Genomic DNA, 15,581 nt, shown 5'->3' with positions numbered 1-15,581 from the left:
CCGCCCCGGCTTTGGCATGATCACTCGCACGGTCGGCGGCCCCGCGCCACCGTGCGCATGCCGAACGTTCACACTCGCCGGTGGGAGGCGGAGTACCGGATGATCCTGACCGTCACGCTCAACGCGGCTTTGGACATCACCTACCGCGTCCCCCGTCTGGAGCCGCGCGCCTCCCACCGGGTCCGGGATGTCGCCGAGCGTCCGGGTGGCAAGGGCCTGAACGTGGCACGGGTGCTGGGCGCGCTGGGCCACGAGACGCTGGTGACCGGCTTCACCGGCGGCCCGAACGGCGACCGGCTGCGCGCACTGCTGTCGGAGGTGACGGAGGAGGGCCCGGTAGGGGACGCGTTCGTCGCCGTTGGCGGGGACACCCGCCGCACCGTCACGGTCGTGGACGAGACCTCCGGGGACGCCACCGTGCTCAACGAGCCCGGCCCGCAGATAGCCCCCGCCGAGTGGGAGCGCTTCCTGGACGTCTACGGCGGGCTGCTGCACGACGCCACCGCCGTCGCCCTGTGCGGCAGTCTGCCGCCCGGGGTGCCCGTGGGGGCGTACGGGACGCTGGTGCGCGCCGCGCGCACCGCGGGCGTGCCCGTGCTGCTGGACACCAGCGGGGAACCGCTGCTGCGCGGGCTGGCCGCCCGGCCGGATGTCGTCAAGCCCAACTCCCATGAGCTGGCCGGGATAACGGGGACCACCGAGCCGCTGCGGGCCGCGCGGCTGGCGCAGCGGCGCGGGGCGCACGCGGTGGTCGCCTCGCTGGGCGAGGACGGGCTGCTGGGCCTCACCCCGGAGGGCGTCTGGCGTGTCGAGCCGCCCCGGCGGCTGGCGGGCAACCCGACGGGTGCGGGGGACTCGGTGGTGGCCGCGCTGCTGTCCGGACTCGTGGAGGGCCTGCCCTGGCCTGACCGGCTGGCCCGCGCCGCCGCCCTGTCGGCGGCGACCGTAAGAGCCGAGGCGGCGGGCGAGTTCGACCGGGCGCTGTACGAGGAGCTGCTGCCCGGGGTGCGGATCGACCGGCAGATGGCATCCGTCTGACGGGCCGTCCGGCGTACCGGCCGGACGGCGGCGAGGCGGCAGCGGGATGGTTGCGCGACGGCGGCCGGCGGAGAAGACGGGCGCGCGGGACGGACACGGAGGAGGAGTCGGCATGCCACTGGTCGGCGGTGAAGAGCTCGTGGCGGAGGCGCGCGCGTCCGGTCGCGGCATCGCCGCGTTCAACGTCATCACCCTGGAGCACGCCGAGGCGATCGCCGCCGGCGCGGAGGCCGCCGGCATGCCCGCCGTCCTCCAGATCTCCGAGAACGCCGTGCGCTTCCACGGCGGCCGGCTCGCCCCCGTCGCCGCCGCGGCGGCGGCCGTGGCGCGGGCCTCCAGCGCCCCGCTGGCGCTGCACCTGGACCATGTGGAGAGCTTCGAACTGCTGCGTGCCGCACCGGAGTCCGGGTTCGGCTCGGTGATGTTCGACGCTTCGAAGCTGTCCTACGCCGACAATGTGGAGGCCACGGCGGAGGCCGTGCGCTTTGGCCACGCGCACGGGATGTGGGTGGAGGCCGAGCTGGGCCGGATCGGCGGCAAGCCCGGCGACCGGGAGCCGGGGGGCGGCGGAGGGCCGGAGGAGGGGCGCGGGACACTCGACGCGCACACTCCCGGCGTACGCACCGATCCCGCCGAGGCGGCGGCGTACGTGGCGGCCACCGGGGTGGACGCCCTGGCCGTCGCGGTCGGCAGCTCCCACGCGATGACCGAGCGCACCGCCGTCCTCGACCACGCCCTCATCGGCGAGCTGCGCGAGACCGTCCCCGTGCCGCTGGTGCTGCACGGCTCCTCAGGGGTGCCGGACGAGGAACTGCGGCGGGCGGTGGCGGCCGGAATGACGAAGATCAACGTGGGGACGGCTCTGAACACCGCCTTCACCGGGACCGTCCGCGCCTTCCTCGCCCAGGACGCGCGGTCCGTCGATCCGCGCCGGTACCTGTCCCCGGCGCGGGACGCGATGGCCCGGACGGTCGCGGCCTTCCTGAAGGTGGTCGGCGGCTGACGCGTCCGCGCCGCCCCTGTCATGGCCTGTCACGACGGCGTCAGCCGCGGACGTGACCCTCCTTGATCCAGACCCGGTCGAGGACGAACCCGCACTGGTTGCCCTCCTCGCAGGAGATCCTGACGGTGTTGGCGCCCTTGCTCAGGTCGACCCAGGCGAAGGTGCGCGTCCAGCCCTTCTCCCACTCGCCCTCGCCCGCCCTGGCGAAGTTCTTCATGTTCAGCGGATCCTGGCGGGCCGTACCGTTGACGGCGAGCGTGGAGTTCGCGTCCTTGCCAGGCACTCCGTAGCCGACGAACAGCGTGTACTTGCCGTCCTCGGGGACCTCGAAGGTCCAGGTGGCCGAGGCTCCGGGCTTGTCGAGTCCGGTGACGTACGCGCCGCTCCTGGACTCGGCGCCCTTGACGGTCTTGTCCGTGGTGGCGCCGCCGCCGAGCTGGAGGCTGGCCGCGTCCTCGGAGGGGAGGCGGCCCGGCTTCCCCTCCTTGTTCTTGTCGGCGTCCTTGTCCTGGTCGTCCCCGTCGCCCGTGCCGCTGTCGCCCTCGCCGGCTCCCGAGGTGGCGGCCTGGACGCCGCCGGTCTGGTTGGCGTTCGCGTCGTCGTCGCCGCTGAAGAAGATCGCGGCGCCCACGCCGAGGACCACGGCGGCGACGACGGCCAGTGCGCCGACCAGCAGGCCGTTGTGGTTGCGGCCCCGCCCCCGGCCGGCCGCACCGGCCGCGGCGGCCTCGCGCCGCGCGGCGGCACGGCCGCCGGGCACGGTCTCGGGGGCCGCGTAGTGCGCATTGGGCTGGTGCGGCGGCTGCTGGTGCTGCTGCGGCGCCTGCTGGCCCTGCTGCCCGCCGTAGCGGCGCTCGCCCACGGCACGGACGTGGTTGTACGAGGTGCGAGGCACTCCCGGCTGTGACGCCGCGGTGCCTGCGTCACCGCCCGTACCGCCCTCGGAGCGGTAGAGGTAGGCGAACGGGTCGTCGTTCTCCGGCGTGCCCGAGCCGTTGTTACCGGCGGTCATTCCGTGCGCTCCTCCATGACGGGTGCCTGCCCGGCGCAGCCTACCTCTTTCGGGTTAAAGAACGCGGCGTCTGTGACCCCTCGCACCACACCCCGTGACACACCCGGCGCCGGGGCCCGCCCGGGCCTCATCCGACCCGGCGGTGGGCCTTGGAGCGCGACCGCTTCTCGACGTACATCCGCTGGTCGGCGGAGTGCAGGACCTCCTCGGCGGACATCCCGCACCCCGCCCAGCTGATGCCGAAGCTCGCCCCCACCCGCACCGCGCGCCCCTCCACGCGGATGGGCGGAATGATCGCGTTGCGCAGCCGTACGGCCAGGTCAGCGGCGTCGGCACGGCACAGCCCGTCCGCCAGGACGACGAATTCGTCACCACCGAGCCGGGCGACGGTGTCATTGTCGCGAACACCACTCGAAAGGCGTCTGGCCACCTCGATCAGCACGGCGTCGCCGCAGTGGTGGCCGAAGCGGTCGTTGATCGACTTGAAGCCGTCGAGGTCGCAGAAGAGGACGGCCAGGCCCTTCTCCGAGGGGTCGTCGCTCGCGGGCGGAACGGTGTGGACGTGGTGCTCGTAGCCGCCGACCGGTTCCGGGAGGACCCCCCCGAAGCCGTCGAGGCCGAAGCCGCCGTCGAGGGCGCCGCCGACTCCCCCGGGGCCCATCTGCGCGGCGTCGGGCACCGGCGCGGGCTTGTCGCACAGCCGCGCGCCGAGCCGGGCCCGCAGCTCGGCGCTGTTGGGCAGGCCGGTGAGCGAGTCGTGGCTGGCCCGGTGGGCGAGCTGGAGCTCGTGGCGCTTGCGCTCCTCGATGTCCTCGACGTGGGTGAGCAGGAAGCGCGGGCCGTCGGTGGCGTCGGCCACCACCGAGTTGCGCAGGGAGACCCAGAGGAAGGAGCCGTCGCGCCGCGCCAGCCGCAGCTCGGCCCGGCCGCCCTCCGCGGAGGTGCGCAGCAGGGTCGCCAGGTCCTCGGGGTGGACGAGGTCGGAGAAGCCGCAGCGCCGCAGCGCCGCGGCCGGGCGGCCCAGCAGACGGCACAGCGCGTCGTTGGCGCGCACCAGCCGCCCGTGCTGGTCGCCGCCCAGCTCGGTGACCGCCATGCCGCTGGGCGCGTACTCGAACGCCTGCCGGAAGCTCTCCTCACTCGCCCTCAGCGCCTGCTGCTCGCGCTCCAGGCGGACCAGCGCGCGCTGCATGTTTGCGCGCAGCCGGGCGTTGCTGATCGCAATCCCCGCCTGAAAGGCGTACATCTGCAACGCTTCGCGCCCCCACGCGCCCGGGCGCCGCCCGTTGCGCGGCTTGTCGACGGAGATCACGCCGAGGAGCTCCCCGTCGGACGAGTGCATCGGCGCCATGAGGAGGTCCATCGGATGCCACTCGTCGGCGTACCGCGGGGCCGGCCCGGCGGTGTGCCACTGCGGCACGTCGTCGTCCATCAGGACCCACGCCTCGGTGTACGGGACGAAGCGCAGCTCGCCCCAGCGCTCGCCCAGCGCCAACCGCCGCTCCCAGGCCGCCCGCGAGCCCGTACGGCCCGCCATCATCGCCTCCGCGCCCTCGCTGCCCGCGACGGCCGCCACCACGAGGTCCCCGTCGGGCTTGACGAGGTTGACCGCGGCCAGCTCGAAGTCGAGGCCCTTCACGACGCCGTCGGCGACGGTCTGCAGGGTGTCCGCCAGGCTGCGCGCGGTGTTGAGGTCCGCCATGGACTGGTGGAGCCTGCGCAGGGTGGCGAGGCGCACGTACGGCTCCGACTCGGCTTCCATCCGCCCTCCCCCTGAGACTCGAGTGGGTGACTCCAGATGATCCGGTTTTGGACTTTCCACTGTCTTCAGGCCACTGAATCACAGCGAGCTGCCCAGCCGGTACACAGGGTCAACAATTGCCCCCCTGTGTGACTCATGTCACAACGGAGCGTGGGCGCCCGACTGCGCCGAGTGGGAGCGCTCCGATGCGCACCACACCCGTACCGAACGCAAATTCCGGCCCTGACCTGCGGATCATTCAGCCGATGTACCTAGGTCCGCTCTGGTCCCGGGGGCCGATGCGACCCCCCGGGACCAGCGTCTAGCGTGCGGGTGTGCACCCGACACCACAGCATCAGATGTCCCGGAACGCCCCCACTTCGCCCTCGCGCCACACCCTGGGCCTCCCGCATCCTGAGGGGGTGGGCGAGGAGGAGTTCCGCGCGGCCCTGGCACGGCTGGCCGCGGGCGTGGTACTGGTGACGGCGCACGACCCGGAGGACGGGCCGCGCGGCGAGGACGTGGGCATGACCGCGACCTCCTTCCTCTCCGTCTCCCTGGACCCGCCACTGGTACTGGTCAGCGTGCGCGAGGGCTCCCGGATGGACGAGCTGCTGGAACGGCAGCCGCTGTGGGCCGCCTCCCTGCTCGCGGAGGGCCAGCGCCACATCGCGGGCCGCTTCTCCATGCGCGGCCGGGTCAGCGACCGCCTGCTCTTCCAGGACATGCCCCGCACCCGCGGCGAGGCCTCCGGCGCCCTCCTGGTCGACGGCGCGCTGGCGACCGTGGAGTGCCGCACCGAGCAGCGGGTGGGCGCGGGCGACCACACACTCGTGATCGGCCGGGTGCTGGCCACCTCGCTGCCGTCCTCGGAGGGCAGGCCGCTGACGTACTTCCGCGGGCGCTACCGGCACCTGGCCTAGCGGCCCGCCCCGGCTCGCCTGCCCACCCGTCCCGACCGGCCGGAAAACGCGCCCGTCGTCCACAGCCCCCGACGTGCCGGATCGCCTGCTGACTACACTGACGTGACACGACCTTGGCACAGCGTGGCGACTAATCGGGGGACGGGGGCACGGCGTGACAGGCGAGCGTGACTTCGGCGGTGGCAAGAGCCTGAACTACCAGGCCGAGACGCTCACCGCCTTCAAGGGCCGCATCGACGAACTCCTCGGTGAGCTGGGGAGATCCCCCGCCTCCCACAAGCAGATCGGCGAACAGACCGTCACCCCCGATGCGTACGGCACGGGCTTCAGCGCGGCGGAGGATCTGTCAGCCCTCTATGAGAAGGTGCACACGCGCCTGGAAACCCTCTCCCGGCTGTTCGGCGAGCAGTTGGAGGCGCTGGGGATCGCCACCGAGATCGTGGACAAGGGCTACGGCAGCATCGAGGAGGAACGGCGGCAGCGTTTCCAGGCCATCCAGACGCAGGTGGGCGAGCACTGGTCGGCAGGCCGGCAAGGGCAAGAGAGCCAGGACGTCCACTCCAAGGACTCTGACGAGTCCGACGGCAAGGACTTCAGCTGAGGGGGAGGGCAGGAATGGCTACGGGAGAGTTCGAGGGAAAGTCCCTCGCCGCGCTCAACGCGATGGTCGCGAAGGCCGACCCCGGCCTGCTCACCTCGCGCGGCCAGGCCCTCGGCAAGGCCGGCTCCGACATGGACGGCATCGGCAGCGAACTGCGCACCTACATCGACCGCGTGGAGTGGGACGGCGAGGGCGGTGACGCCTTCCGCGAGTGGGGACGTCAGTTCGCCCTGGAGTCAATGCGGTTCGCCGCGTACGTCCGCACGCTCGGGCAGCACATGGTCAACGCGGGCCAGGCCCTGACCGAGGCCAAGGCCGCCATCCCCGACCCCGAGATGTGCTACGCCGACCCGGAGAAGGACAAGGCCCGCCAGGAGCGTGAGGAGGGCAAGCGCCAAGAGGCGATCAACCAGCTCAACCGGCTGTCGTCGTACTACAGGACGACCGGGGAAGCACTCCGCGCCGCGGAGGAGCCGGAGTTCCGGCCGCTGCCCGGGCAGGGGGAAAGAGGCCCCGGCACGTATGCGCCAAATTCAATGCCGCATTCCGGCCCCTGGAGTTCGGCAGCCACTCGGGATTCGGGCTCAGCCTCGAGCAGGTTCGTCCCCACGCAAGAGGGGGATGGGCTCCGTTCCGCCTTCACGGCGGAACGCCCCAACACCGTTCCCACCCCTACAGCCGATCGCCCCACAAGCATGACGATCGACTCCGTTACCTCACTTCCTGCCTCTGAGTCTCGGTCACAAACAGGGCTGCCCCCTTCCCAACCCTCCACGGGCCCTTCAACTCCAACCACGCCCCCAGTGGCACCCAATGGGCCGATCCATCGCGCTGGCCGACCGCTGCCCCACATCACCGCAACCGGTCAGCCACCGGGCAATGGTGGAAGGGGCGGTGTCCCACCGCGAAGCTCCGCCGGAGACGGCATCATGGGCGGCACCCCGCGTCAGGCAGGTAACCATGCTGTGGGAACAGGGACTCCACGCGGGACCATCGGCGGGGACCGTGCTCCACTGGGACGGCCTGTGGGTGGTATTCCGGGAGCTGCGAACGGCGGGCCCCCGACAGGCAGAGGCATGTCTCCTGGACGGCCTATGGCGCCGCAACCGGGTGGCATCGGGGGAGGCTCTCGCATGGGCAGCGGTCGCGGTCGTGCCGAGTTCACTCCCGGCGGCAGTGGGCTCGTCCGGGGCAGCACAGCATCGGGGGTGGCGGGAACCGGGCGGCCGACCAACACGAGTTCCCCGTCGAGGGACCGGAGAGAGGGCCAGGAGCGCCCCGACTACCTCACCGAGGACGAGGGGACCTGGACGGGGCGACGGGACGTTGTGCCGCCGGTCATCGATTGATTCCGAGGAAGTGCGCTGTCACATGCGAACCCATGCTCTCCCCCCACAGAGGCGAGCACTGACTTTGGTCGGTCTGCTCACAGCCACGCTCATGTCCATGGGGCTGCTCGCGCCCCCTGCCCTAGCTGAGGTCAGGCCGGACCAGCAGTGGTATCTGGACGCCATGAATGCCTCTGGACTGTGGAAAGTCAGCAAGGGGAAAGGCGTGACTGTCGCTGTCATCGATTCTGGAGTGAAGCCGACGCCAGGACTGACCGGCAGGCTGCTGGACGGGAAGAGTTTCACCACGGCAGACGCTGATGTTCACGAAGACGAGACCGGACACGGAACGGAGATGGCCGCGCTGATCGCCGGCTCCGGGGCAGGCAACACCCTCCGAGGCCTGGCTCCAGAAGCGAAGATCCTCCCTCTCCGTACCCATGTCACACCCGGCCTTTTCAGGTCACACGACACGCTCATCGAGGCGATCCGATACGCAGCTCGGAGCGACGCCAAGATCATCAACATCTCGCAGGGACTCTCCGGGGTATCCAACGAAACGGCCGATGAACTGCAGGAAGCGGTCGACGAAGCCAACAAGCGCGGCAAGCTCATCTTCGCGGCTGCCGGAAACGATGGTCGTCGTGTGAAGAATGACGACTTCCCAGCGGTACTTCCGGGTGTCGTGCCTGTGGGAGCGGTGGACGAGACCGGCACGGTGGCTGACTTCTCCAATTACGGCCATCACCTTGTGTTCTCCGCCCCTGGCGTACCCGGCGGCACGAGTCAGGCATCCGCCATCGCGTCCGCATCGGCCGCGCTCATCTGGGCCGAGCACCCCGACTGGACCAATCACCAGGTCCTGCGTGTGATGGTCGAGACCACAGGACGGTCGCAGCGGGGCGAGGAGCCCAGCATGTACCTCGGGCACGGCATCGTCAGACCCGCACAGGTCCTGGTCGACGGCGACGGCGACCCCGGGCCGGCGGATGTGAGCCCGATCTTCTCCAAGTACTACGCCTCCCTCGAAGCCTCCAAGTCCCCCTCGCCCGAGGACGGTGAAGCCGACGGCAAGAACGAGGGACCGCCCACCGCCAAGCCCGGCAAAGCCCAGGAGCAGGACGGCGAGCAGGCCGCCGCGCAGGAGGACACCGGCGACAGCGGGCCGCCCTGGACGGCCATCGGCATCGGAGCCGCGGTGCTCGTCGCCGTCGCCGCGGTCGTCACCGCCGTGGCCTTCCGTCGACGGACGCCTGCGCAGCCCCGGTACTGAGGAGCAACAGGGGTGGGCCGGCCCCGGCCGGCCTACCCCCAGTCGCGGCCGGAGCGGCCGCGCTTGACGTCGGAGCGGTGCTTCTTGTTCCGCAGCCGCCGCTCGTTGATCCCGCGCGGGACCTTGCCCTTCTTGCGCGGGCGAGGCGGCGGCGCGGTCGCCTCCGCCAGCACCGCGGCCATGCGTACGGCCGCGGTCTCGCGGTTGCGCCACTGGGAGCGGTGCTCGGCGGCCCGTACGACCAGGACTCCGTCCACCAGACGGCCGGCCAGCCGCTCCAGGGCCCGCTCCTTCCACACCTCTGGCAGCGCCTCGGTACGTGCGAGGTCGAAGCGGAGCTCGACCCGGCTGTCGCTGGTGTTGACGTGCTGGCCGCCAGGCCCGGAGGAGCGCGAGAAACGCCAGTTCAGCTCGGCCTCCGGCAGGGAGACCGAGCCACGGATGAGGTAGGGCCCGGACATGACTCCCATGATCCCGCCCTCCGGGCCCGCCGTCACGGCGTTTTCCCCGCCCTCCTGCCCCCTTCTCCCCGCCTGCCGGGCGAGGAAGGTAAAGAAAGCAAAGAAACCTGGAACCCGGTCCCCCACCGTCGGCGTTGGAGAGGGTAGGAAATGGACCAGTAAGGGCCAGCACGGAAACACCACAGAAGGGCATCCCCATGGCTGTAAGCCTGTCCAAGGGCGGCAACGTCTCGCTCACCAAGGAGGCCCCCGGCCTGACCGCCGTGACGGTCGGCCTCGGCTGGGACGTCCGTACGACCACCGGCACCGACTTCGACCTCGACGCCAGCGCCATCGCGGTCAACGCGAACGGCCAGGTCTACTCGGACCAGCACTTCGTCTTCTTCAACAACAAGGCCACCCCGGACCAGGCGATCGTCCACACCGGTGACAACCGCACCGGCGAGGGCGAGGGCGACGACGAGCAGATCAACGTCAACCTCGCGGCGCTGCCCGCCGACATCGACAAGATCGTCTTCCCGGTCTCCATCTACGACGCCGAGAGCCGCAGCCAGAACTTCGGCCAGGTGCGCAACGCCTACATCCGCATCCTCAACCAGGCCGGCGGCACCGAGATCGCCCGCTACGACCTGAGCGAGGACGCCGCCACCGAGACCGCCATGGTCTTCGGTGAGCTGTACCGCCACGGCGCGGAGTGGAAGTTCCGTGCGGTCGGTCAGGGCTACGCCTCCGGCCTGGTCGGTATCGCCAAGGACTTCGGCGTCAACGTCTGATCGCCTGACGCCTCGCGAGGGCGCCCGGCACCGCGCATCGCGGCGCCGGGCGCCCTCCGCGCTTTCTCGGAGAGTTGCCCAAATATAAGCCTGAAGGCATAATCCAGGCGTGAGCTGGGAAATCCTCCTGGTGGAGGAGGTGGAGCTTTGGCTCCTGGAGTTAGCGGGGACGAACCCCGCCGAGGCCGATGACGTGGTTGCCGCGATCGACCTTCTCGAAGAGCACGGCCCGACCCTCGGCAGACCCTTTGTCGATCGCATCAAGGGCTCGGTCCACCACAACATGAAGGAGCTCCGCCCCCGCACCTCCGCCGGTGCCGAGTACCGCATCCTGTTCGTGTTCGACCCGGTTCAGCAGGCCGTCCTGCTCGTCGCGGGCGACAAGTCGGGGCAGTGGACTCAGTGGTACAAGGACAACCTCAAGGTCGCGGAGAAGCGCTACGCACAGCATCTGGAGAAGCTCGACGCCCGAAGAGCCGACGACTGACGTTCGGTGTACGGAGCGACACCACACCCCAAGGGAATGCCATGAAGAGTTGGAAGGACGTCCGGCCCGGGGTCGTCACCGACGAGACCCGCGTCACCGAACGGCGCCGGGCCATGGCGTCGGAGGCCCGCGCCTATCGCCTCGCACAGGTCCGGAAGGAGCGCGCGCTGCGCCAGGCCGACGTGGCTGCCGCGATGGGAGTGCGCCAGCCCCGGGTGTCGCAGATCGAGAACGGTGAGATCGACGCGACCGAGATCGCGACTCTCCGCTCGTACGTGGAGGCTCTGGGCGGGCGTCTGGAACTGGTCGCCGACTTCGGTGACACGCAGGTGCGTATCGCCTGACGCCTCTGACGCCTCGCGAGGGCGCCCGGCACCGCGCATCGCGGCGCCGGGCGCCCTCCGCGTTCTACGGCCCCGGCGCGTGGCAGGAGCAGCGCAGCAGGGTTACGCCCTCGCAGGGCGGCTCGGCCGCCTCGTCGTCCCGGCAGGTGCGGTGCTGCCCCAGACGGCACGCCACCGACCGGTACTCCTCGCCCCCGAGAGACAAGGGTGCGAACCGTCGTTCGCAGCGGCAGGAGGGCATCGCCCGGAAGACGCTGGTGCTGCTGGCCGAGCGGGGCATCGTGCAGACGGTCGTCGGCAAGGGCACCTTCGTCGTCGAGCAGCGGCCCGAGGAGGCTGGCCCCGGCGACGGCCGGGAGTGACCCCCGTCCCGCCCGGTGGGCGTGCGTCCACCTCGCCGTGCCACCATCGCTTCCGTGCTCGACATCGGCTACTCCCTCTCCCGCCGCTTTCCCGACCCGCCGCAGACCGACTACCGCTCGGCGGACGTGCGGGCACTGCGGCACGACCTGTTCTGCGGCGACGTCTACCTCGCGGACACCGAGGCGGACCGGGAGCTGTCCACCGCGCGCGGCACCGTGCCGGTGCTCGACTTCGCCTGGGCGCTGTGCGACATCGCCGAGCGCCTCGACCGCGACCCGCTCGGCAGCCGCGCCGCCAAGCCGCAGTACGCCGAGCTGGACTTCGTGGAGTCGGCCGACAGCCTCCACTTCGAGCGCCGCTTCGGCTGGGTGGACGTCACCGCCGACTGGCTGCCCGCCGACGAGCCGCCGCTGACCGTCAACCACGGCGAGCTGCGCCGCGAGGCCCGCGACTTCCTGCACGACCTGATCGCCGACCTCACCGACATCCACGAGGGGCTGGGCGACAACCCCGTGCTCTGGGACCTCCAGGCCCGCTTCCCCAGGGTCTGAATCCGCCACTCCCGCAACGGCCTCACCCAACGGCCTTGACCTCAAGTCCGCTTGAGGGCAGAGAGTGGTCATCGCCGGGCCGGCGGGCGCCGGAGCGGCGATGACCACCCACCAGCCACGGGGAGAGCCCATGCACGCCGTACGTCTGCACGCCTTCGGCCCCGCCGAGAACCTCCGTTACGAGCGGGTCCCGGACCCCGAGCCCGGCCCCGGCCAGGTGCGGATCGCCGTCGCGGCGGCCGGGGTACATCTGGTGGACACCGCCCTGCGCGAGGGGCTGCGGCTCGGCCCGACCCCCACGCCCGCCGAGCTGCCGACCGTCCCCGGGCGGGAGGTCGCCGGCACCGTGGACGCGCTGGGCGAGGGCGTCGATCCGGCGTGGCTGGGCCGCCGCGTCGCCGCCCATCTGGGCATGGTGCCCGGCGGGTACGCCGAGCTGGCCGTCACCGGCACCGAGCGGCTGCATCCGCTGCCCGGCAGCCTGAGCGAGGACCACGCCGTCGCCCTGGTCGGCACCGGCCGCACCGCCATGGGCGTCCTCCGCTTCGCCGACCTCTCCCCCGCCGACACGGTGCTGGTACTGGCCGCGGCCGGGGGCATCGGCTCGCTCCTGGTGCAGTACGCCCGGCACAGGGGCGCCACCGTCGTCGGCGCGGCGGGCGGACCGGAGAAGGTGCGTGCGGTGGAGGACATGGGCGCGGACCTGGCGGTGGACTACACCCGGAGCGACTGGGCCGACCGGATCCGGGAGAAGTTCGGGGACCGTCCCGTCACGTACCTCTTCGAGGGCGTCGGCGGCGGTCTCGGCCGCGGGGCAACCGCTCTCCTCGCCCCCGGTGGCTCACATCTCTCCTACGGTTACGCCTCGGCCGGCTTTTCGCCCGAGGGGCAGGCCGTGCTGAGCGAGGAGGAGCAGCGGGAGCTGGGGGTCACCTCGCGCTCGGTGCTGGGCGGGCCGATGTTCGACCGCATCGGCGGCATGGAGAACATCCGGGTGCTGGAGGAGGAGGCCATGGCGCTGGCCGCCAAGGGCGTCCTCGTCCCGCCCGTCCACCACTTCCCGCTGGCCCACGCCGCCCGCGCCCACCGCGCCCTGGAGACCCGCGCCACCCTGGGCAAGGTCGTCCTCGTCCCCTGACCCTGGTGGGAAACGGCCCCGTTCCTGGCTCTCGCCAGGAACGGGGCCGTTTCCCACCAGGGTCAGGTCTTCGACCAAGCAAGGCGGATAAGAACACCGAAATGAACGTTCGCGATCGACGACAAAACGGATACCCAGAGAATCCTCAGAGAATCTGGGAACCTCCTACCCTCCATAAATTTTCGAGGGATTCTCCAGTGGCTAACGTTATTCAAATTTACGCCACTATCCGGCCATAAAAACTCACGCCAAGCCACATCTCCGAAAAGATCAAGGACTCAACAAAGGTTATCGCTTGGAATTTTCCAGAACACAGGAAAGAGCTATCAGGGAGCCCATAATCCCGATCCCTAGAGCGGTCACTCCTCTGATGACCTCAACACCTTCCATAAGCATCCTGACCCCTCCCGCAAATCCGCCCACCGCAAGAGATACACCAAGAATGAAAGCGCGCAATCCACTGGGCTTCAGGAAGGAAGCCAAAGCCCTCTTCCTGTACGTGGGGTCTCCCTTCCCTTTGCATTTCGAAGGAGGACTGCTTCCAGCATGTGCCACCTTTAACGAACCTTTCGATTCAGAGGGCCTGGCGCAAGAGTGTGACTGTTCTTCTCCTTGACTGCCGGGTCACTCTCGGGAGTGTACACATAGTCGACCAAAGTGGAACCAATGGCAACAGGGGCTCCAAATACTTTCGTGCCCAGCCAACCTACCCTGTTTATCAGAGAGGGTTTGCGGTGACGCCCCCCTCCTCCAGGGTACTCCTTGGCGCCTTCGCTCATTTTCCCCAGAGCGTACGCGGGCGTGCCGCCTAGAAAATAATTCCACGCGTCCCCGAATTCTCCGCGCAACGCGGATGACCCCGCATTTATCCACGGCCGATAGCTCAAGAATTCTGCCGCTGGTTTAATCGACCCGCTCCCGAAGGGGGCAGACGACGGACTCACGCCAACTGATTCACCACCATCTTCCCCCTTCCTCGCTCTCTCCTTTCTTTCCCATCCCGCCTGCGCTTCTTTAAGGCTGCCATAAGCATCCGCATTGAACCCTCGACCGATGCTCTCATCCTTGGAGAGCGCCCACTTAAGTGCCCTATCACCGGCGCGCGCGGCCTCAACCGCCTTCTGTGTCCTATTCCGATAATCCGCTATGGTGCCAAGATACGATTTTTGCACCCTGCTGCGGATTTCAGCATCAACTTTTCTCTCGTCAACATATACGGAACCGTCGCTCCTGTCCAGTGAAAGATGCTCATGCCCTTCCACTTCTTTTTCGATATCATCCAAATCTCGCTTGGCGTTTCGGAAGCATGTCAAAGCACTGGAGAGAAGGCCATGGACGGCAGAAGCTTCCCTGGCCGCATCGGAGATCTGCTTCTCGATATCGTCAAACTTGCTGAATGCGGATTCCGCAGCCTTGCCGCGCCAGTTTGAATTCCTCAGCCCTTTTACCACCTCGGTGTGAAAAGTAGTTCTCACCTGCTTGATTTTCCCTGACAGAGTACGCCATTCATCGACCGCATCAGAGAGCTTCTCGAGTTCTACGTTCTTTACTTCGAAGTAGTTCGGATTCACAGGAAAAACCTCAGATTATATCGCCTTCTCGGTATTCACGCCTCATTCCCTCGAACTCTCCTCTGCGAGAATTGTCTTCCATTTCGAAGTCGTCGGCTGCCGCCCGAAGCGCCCCTGCGATCCCTTTACTTCCGAGCATGCCCTCAAGATGCTTAATCTGGTCGTCCCAGCGTTCAATGAATTTGCTCACTGCTTCGTCGCAGGAGAACCCTGCCATGCTCCCCGGAACATCAGCCACTCTCTCTCTCGCTTTCCTCTGAGCCTCCTTTAAATCCGGTATAACACCACTCTCCAGCTTTCCCGCCCGCGACCGCAGAACAGATGGCGTGACGTCCAGTTCAGAACCCTGTGAGCTCTGATTCTCTTCCCCTGCCCGATTAATCCTCATACGAGCCGCTTGCTTTTCTTTAGCAGCTGACACCAGCTGGGCCCACTCATCGTCGAAGGAGATGGTCTTCAACCCCCCTTCCCTCACTGATCCGTCCGCTCACTACACGTCCTCTACGCCGTACTAGCAGCGCCAGGACAGGATGTGCGGAACTGGCAATTTTTTCCGATTTCGGCACCGTTAGAGCCCGTACACAGCCTTCACGGCATGGCCCGAAATCTACCTGAATCACCTCACGTTGAGGTCTCCTTCCCGGTGGCTCACATCTCTCCTACGGTTACGCCTCGGCCGGCTTTTCGCCCGAGGGGCAGGCCGTGCTGAGCGAGGAGGAGCAGCGGGAGCTGGGGGTCACCTCGCGCTCGGTGCTGGGCGGGCCGATGTTCGACCGCATCGGCGGCATGGAGAACATCCGGGTGCTGGAGGAGGAGGCCATGGCGCTGGCCGCCAAGGGCGTCCTCGTCCCGCCCGTCCACCACTTCCCGCTGGCCCACGCCGCCCGCGCCCACCGCGCCCTGGAGACCCGCGCCACCCTGGGCAAGGTCGTCCTCGTCCCCTGACCCCGGTGTCCGCCAAAGTGGCCGACAGG

Annotated in this window: 16 protein-coding genes; 11 read left to right on the top strand and 5 right to left on the bottom strand. The window is 69.1% G+C overall.

The genetic code is table 11. From position 1 onward, the window contains the following. The first annotated feature begins 99 nt into the window (after positions 1 to 99). Together ACW69E_RS04555 and ACW69E_RS04550 are read left to right on the top strand one after the other, a co-directional pair. Positions 100 to 1,038 carry a 1-phosphofructokinase family hexose kinase gene (locus tag ACW69E_RS04555; RefSeq protein ID WP_457496866.1) on the top strand — a complete coding sequence of 313 codons (939 nt, stop codon included), beginning with the start codon at positions 100 to 102 and terminating at the stop codon, positions 1,036 to 1,038. 112 nt (positions 1,039 to 1,150) lie between these two features. Beyond that, the gene (locus ACW69E_RS04550) at positions 1,151 to 2,041 is read left to right on the top strand and encodes a class II fructose-bisphosphate aldolase (RefSeq protein ID WP_457496865.1); all 891 of its coding nucleotides are present in this window, start codon (positions 1,151 to 1,153) and stop codon (positions 2,039 to 2,041) included. Between the two features lie 40 nt (positions 2,042 to 2,081). Here the strand turns inward: ACW69E_RS04550 and ACW69E_RS04545 are convergent, their stop codons facing one another. Then, on the bottom strand, positions 2,082 to 3,053 hold the full coding sequence (locus ACW69E_RS04545; RefSeq protein WP_457496864.1) for a hypothetical protein: 972 nt from the start codon (positions 3,051 to 3,053) through the stop codon (positions 2,082 to 2,084). A gap of 127 nt (positions 3,054 to 3,180) precedes the next feature. After that, positions 3,181 to 4,815, bottom strand: coding sequence for a diguanylate cyclase CdgB (gene cdgB, locus ACW69E_RS04540; RefSeq protein ID WP_457496863.1), 1,635 nt, complete (start codon positions 4,813 to 4,815; stop codon positions 3,181 to 3,183). Positions 4,816 to 5,153: 338 nt separating this feature from the next. On the opposite strand from cdgB, the gene ACW69E_RS04535 reads away from it, so the two are divergent. The 3 genes from ACW69E_RS04535 (at position 5,154) to ACW69E_RS04525 (ending at position 8,919) form a co-directional block, all read left to right on the top strand. Then, on the top strand, positions 5,154 to 5,717 hold the full coding sequence (locus ACW69E_RS04535; protein WP_457496993.1) for a flavin reductase family protein: 564 nt from the start codon (positions 5,154 to 5,156) through the stop codon (positions 5,715 to 5,717). A gap of 154 nt (positions 5,718 to 5,871) precedes the next feature. Next, positions 5,872 to 6,318 (top strand): hypothetical protein, encoded by a 447-nt coding sequence (locus ACW69E_RS04530; protein WP_457496862.1) that lies wholly within the window; start codon positions 5,872 to 5,874, stop codon positions 6,316 to 6,318. Positions 6,319 to 7,764: 1,446 nt separating this feature from the next. Further along, entirely contained in the window at positions 7,765 to 8,919 is a 1,155-nt protein-coding gene (locus ACW69E_RS04525; protein ID WP_457496861.1) for a S8 family serine peptidase, read from the top strand. A 32-nt stretch (positions 8,920 to 8,951) separates the two neighbouring features. Here ACW69E_RS04525 and arfB read toward each other — a convergent pair whose 3' ends face one another. Further along, a complete protein-coding gene (gene arfB, locus ACW69E_RS04520) occupies positions 8,952 to 9,389 on the bottom strand; it encodes an alternative ribosome rescue aminoacyl-tRNA hydrolase ArfB (RefSeq protein WP_237878760.1) in 438 nt (145 codons plus the stop codon). A gap of 188 nt (positions 9,390 to 9,577) precedes the next feature. Between arfB and ACW69E_RS04515 the strand changes: the two genes are divergently transcribed. From ACW69E_RS04515 to ACW69E_RS04495, 5 genes are all read left to right on the top strand, one after another. Then, positions 9,578 to 10,153 carry a TerD family protein gene (locus ACW69E_RS04515; RefSeq protein ID WP_101256700.1) on the top strand — a complete coding sequence of 192 codons (576 nt, stop codon included), beginning with the start codon at positions 9,578 to 9,580 and terminating at the stop codon, positions 10,151 to 10,153. A gap of 109 nt (positions 10,154 to 10,262) precedes the next feature. After that, positions 10,263 to 10,640, top strand: a complete 378-nt coding sequence (locus ACW69E_RS04510; RefSeq protein WP_457496860.1) for a type II toxin-antitoxin system RelE/ParE family toxin — start codon at positions 10,263 to 10,265, stop codon at positions 10,638 to 10,640. A gap of 41 nt (positions 10,641 to 10,681) precedes the next feature. After that, positions 10,682 to 10,984, top strand: a complete 303-nt coding sequence (locus ACW69E_RS04505; RefSeq protein ID WP_101256698.1) for an XRE family transcriptional regulator — start codon at positions 10,682 to 10,684, stop codon at positions 10,982 to 10,984. Positions 10,985 to 11,400: 416 nt separating this feature from the next. Then, positions 11,401 to 11,898 carry a hypothetical protein gene (locus tag ACW69E_RS04500; RefSeq protein WP_457496859.1) on the top strand — a complete coding sequence of 166 codons (498 nt, stop codon included), beginning with the start codon at positions 11,401 to 11,403 and terminating at the stop codon, positions 11,896 to 11,898. A 130-nt stretch (positions 11,899 to 12,028) separates the two neighbouring features. Next, a complete protein-coding gene (locus ACW69E_RS04495; RefSeq protein WP_457496858.1) occupies positions 12,029 to 13,036 on the top strand; it encodes a zinc-binding dehydrogenase in 1,008 nt (335 codons plus the stop codon). A gap of 557 nt (positions 13,037 to 13,593) precedes the next feature. Here ACW69E_RS04495 and ACW69E_RS04490 read toward each other — a convergent pair. Together ACW69E_RS04490 and ACW69E_RS04485 are read right to left on the bottom strand one after the other, a co-directional pair. Next, entirely contained in the window at positions 13,594 to 14,607 is a 1,014-nt protein-coding gene (locus tag ACW69E_RS04490) for a hypothetical protein (RefSeq protein ID WP_457496857.1), read from the bottom strand. Positions 14,608 to 14,617: 10 nt separating this feature from the next. Then, positions 14,618 to 15,067, bottom strand: coding sequence for a hypothetical protein (locus tag ACW69E_RS04485; protein WP_457496856.1), 450 nt, complete (start codon positions 15,065 to 15,067; stop codon positions 14,618 to 14,620). A gap of 242 nt (positions 15,068 to 15,309) precedes the next feature. Between ACW69E_RS04485 and ACW69E_RS04480 the strand changes: the two genes are divergently transcribed. Next, positions 15,310 to 15,552, top strand: coding sequence for a zinc-binding dehydrogenase (locus tag ACW69E_RS04480; protein ID WP_457496855.1), 243 nt, complete (start codon positions 15,310 to 15,312; stop codon positions 15,550 to 15,552). Positions 15,553 to 15,581 lie beyond the last annotated feature (29 nt).

The sequence above is a fragment of the Streptomyces sp. SS8 genome, assembly GCF_054072955.1.
Note: the sequence above shows the minus strand (reverse complement) of the source record. Positions and strands in the feature narration are given on the sequence as shown.

Coding starts and splice junctions, on each gene's coding strand:
- ACW69E_RS04555 (WP_457496866.1), top strand. CDS start 100: ATGATCCTGACCGTCACGCTCAACGCGGCTTTGGACATCACCTACCGC.
- ACW69E_RS04550 (WP_457496865.1), top strand. CDS start 1,151: ATGCCACTGGTCGGCGGTGAAGAGCTCGTGGCGGAGGCGCGCGCGTCC.
- ACW69E_RS04545 (WP_457496864.1), bottom strand. CDS start 3,053: ATGACCGCCGGTAACAACGGCTCGGGCACGCCGGAGAACGACGACCCG.
- cdgB (WP_457496863.1), bottom strand. CDS start 4,815: ATGGAAGCCGAGTCGGAGCCGTACGTGCGCCTCGCCACCCTGCGCAGG.
- ACW69E_RS04535 (WP_457496993.1), top strand. CDS start 5,154: ATGTCCCGGAACGCCCCCACTTCGCCCTCGCGCCACACCCTGGGCCTC.
- ACW69E_RS04525 (WP_457496861.1), top strand. CDS start 7,765: ATGGGGCTGCTCGCGCCCCCTGCCCTAGCTGAGGTCAGGCCGGACCAG.
- arfB (WP_237878760.1), bottom strand. CDS start 9,389: ATGGGAGTCATGTCCGGGCCCTACCTCATCCGTGGCTCGGTCTCCCTG.
- ACW69E_RS04515 (WP_101256700.1), top strand. CDS start 9,578: ATGGCTGTAAGCCTGTCCAAGGGCGGCAACGTCTCGCTCACCAAGGAG.
- ACW69E_RS04505 (WP_101256698.1), top strand. CDS start 10,682: ATGAAGAGTTGGAAGGACGTCCGGCCCGGGGTCGTCACCGACGAGACC.
- ACW69E_RS04495 (WP_457496858.1), top strand. CDS start 12,029: ATGCACGCCGTACGTCTGCACGCCTTCGGCCCCGCCGAGAACCTCCGT.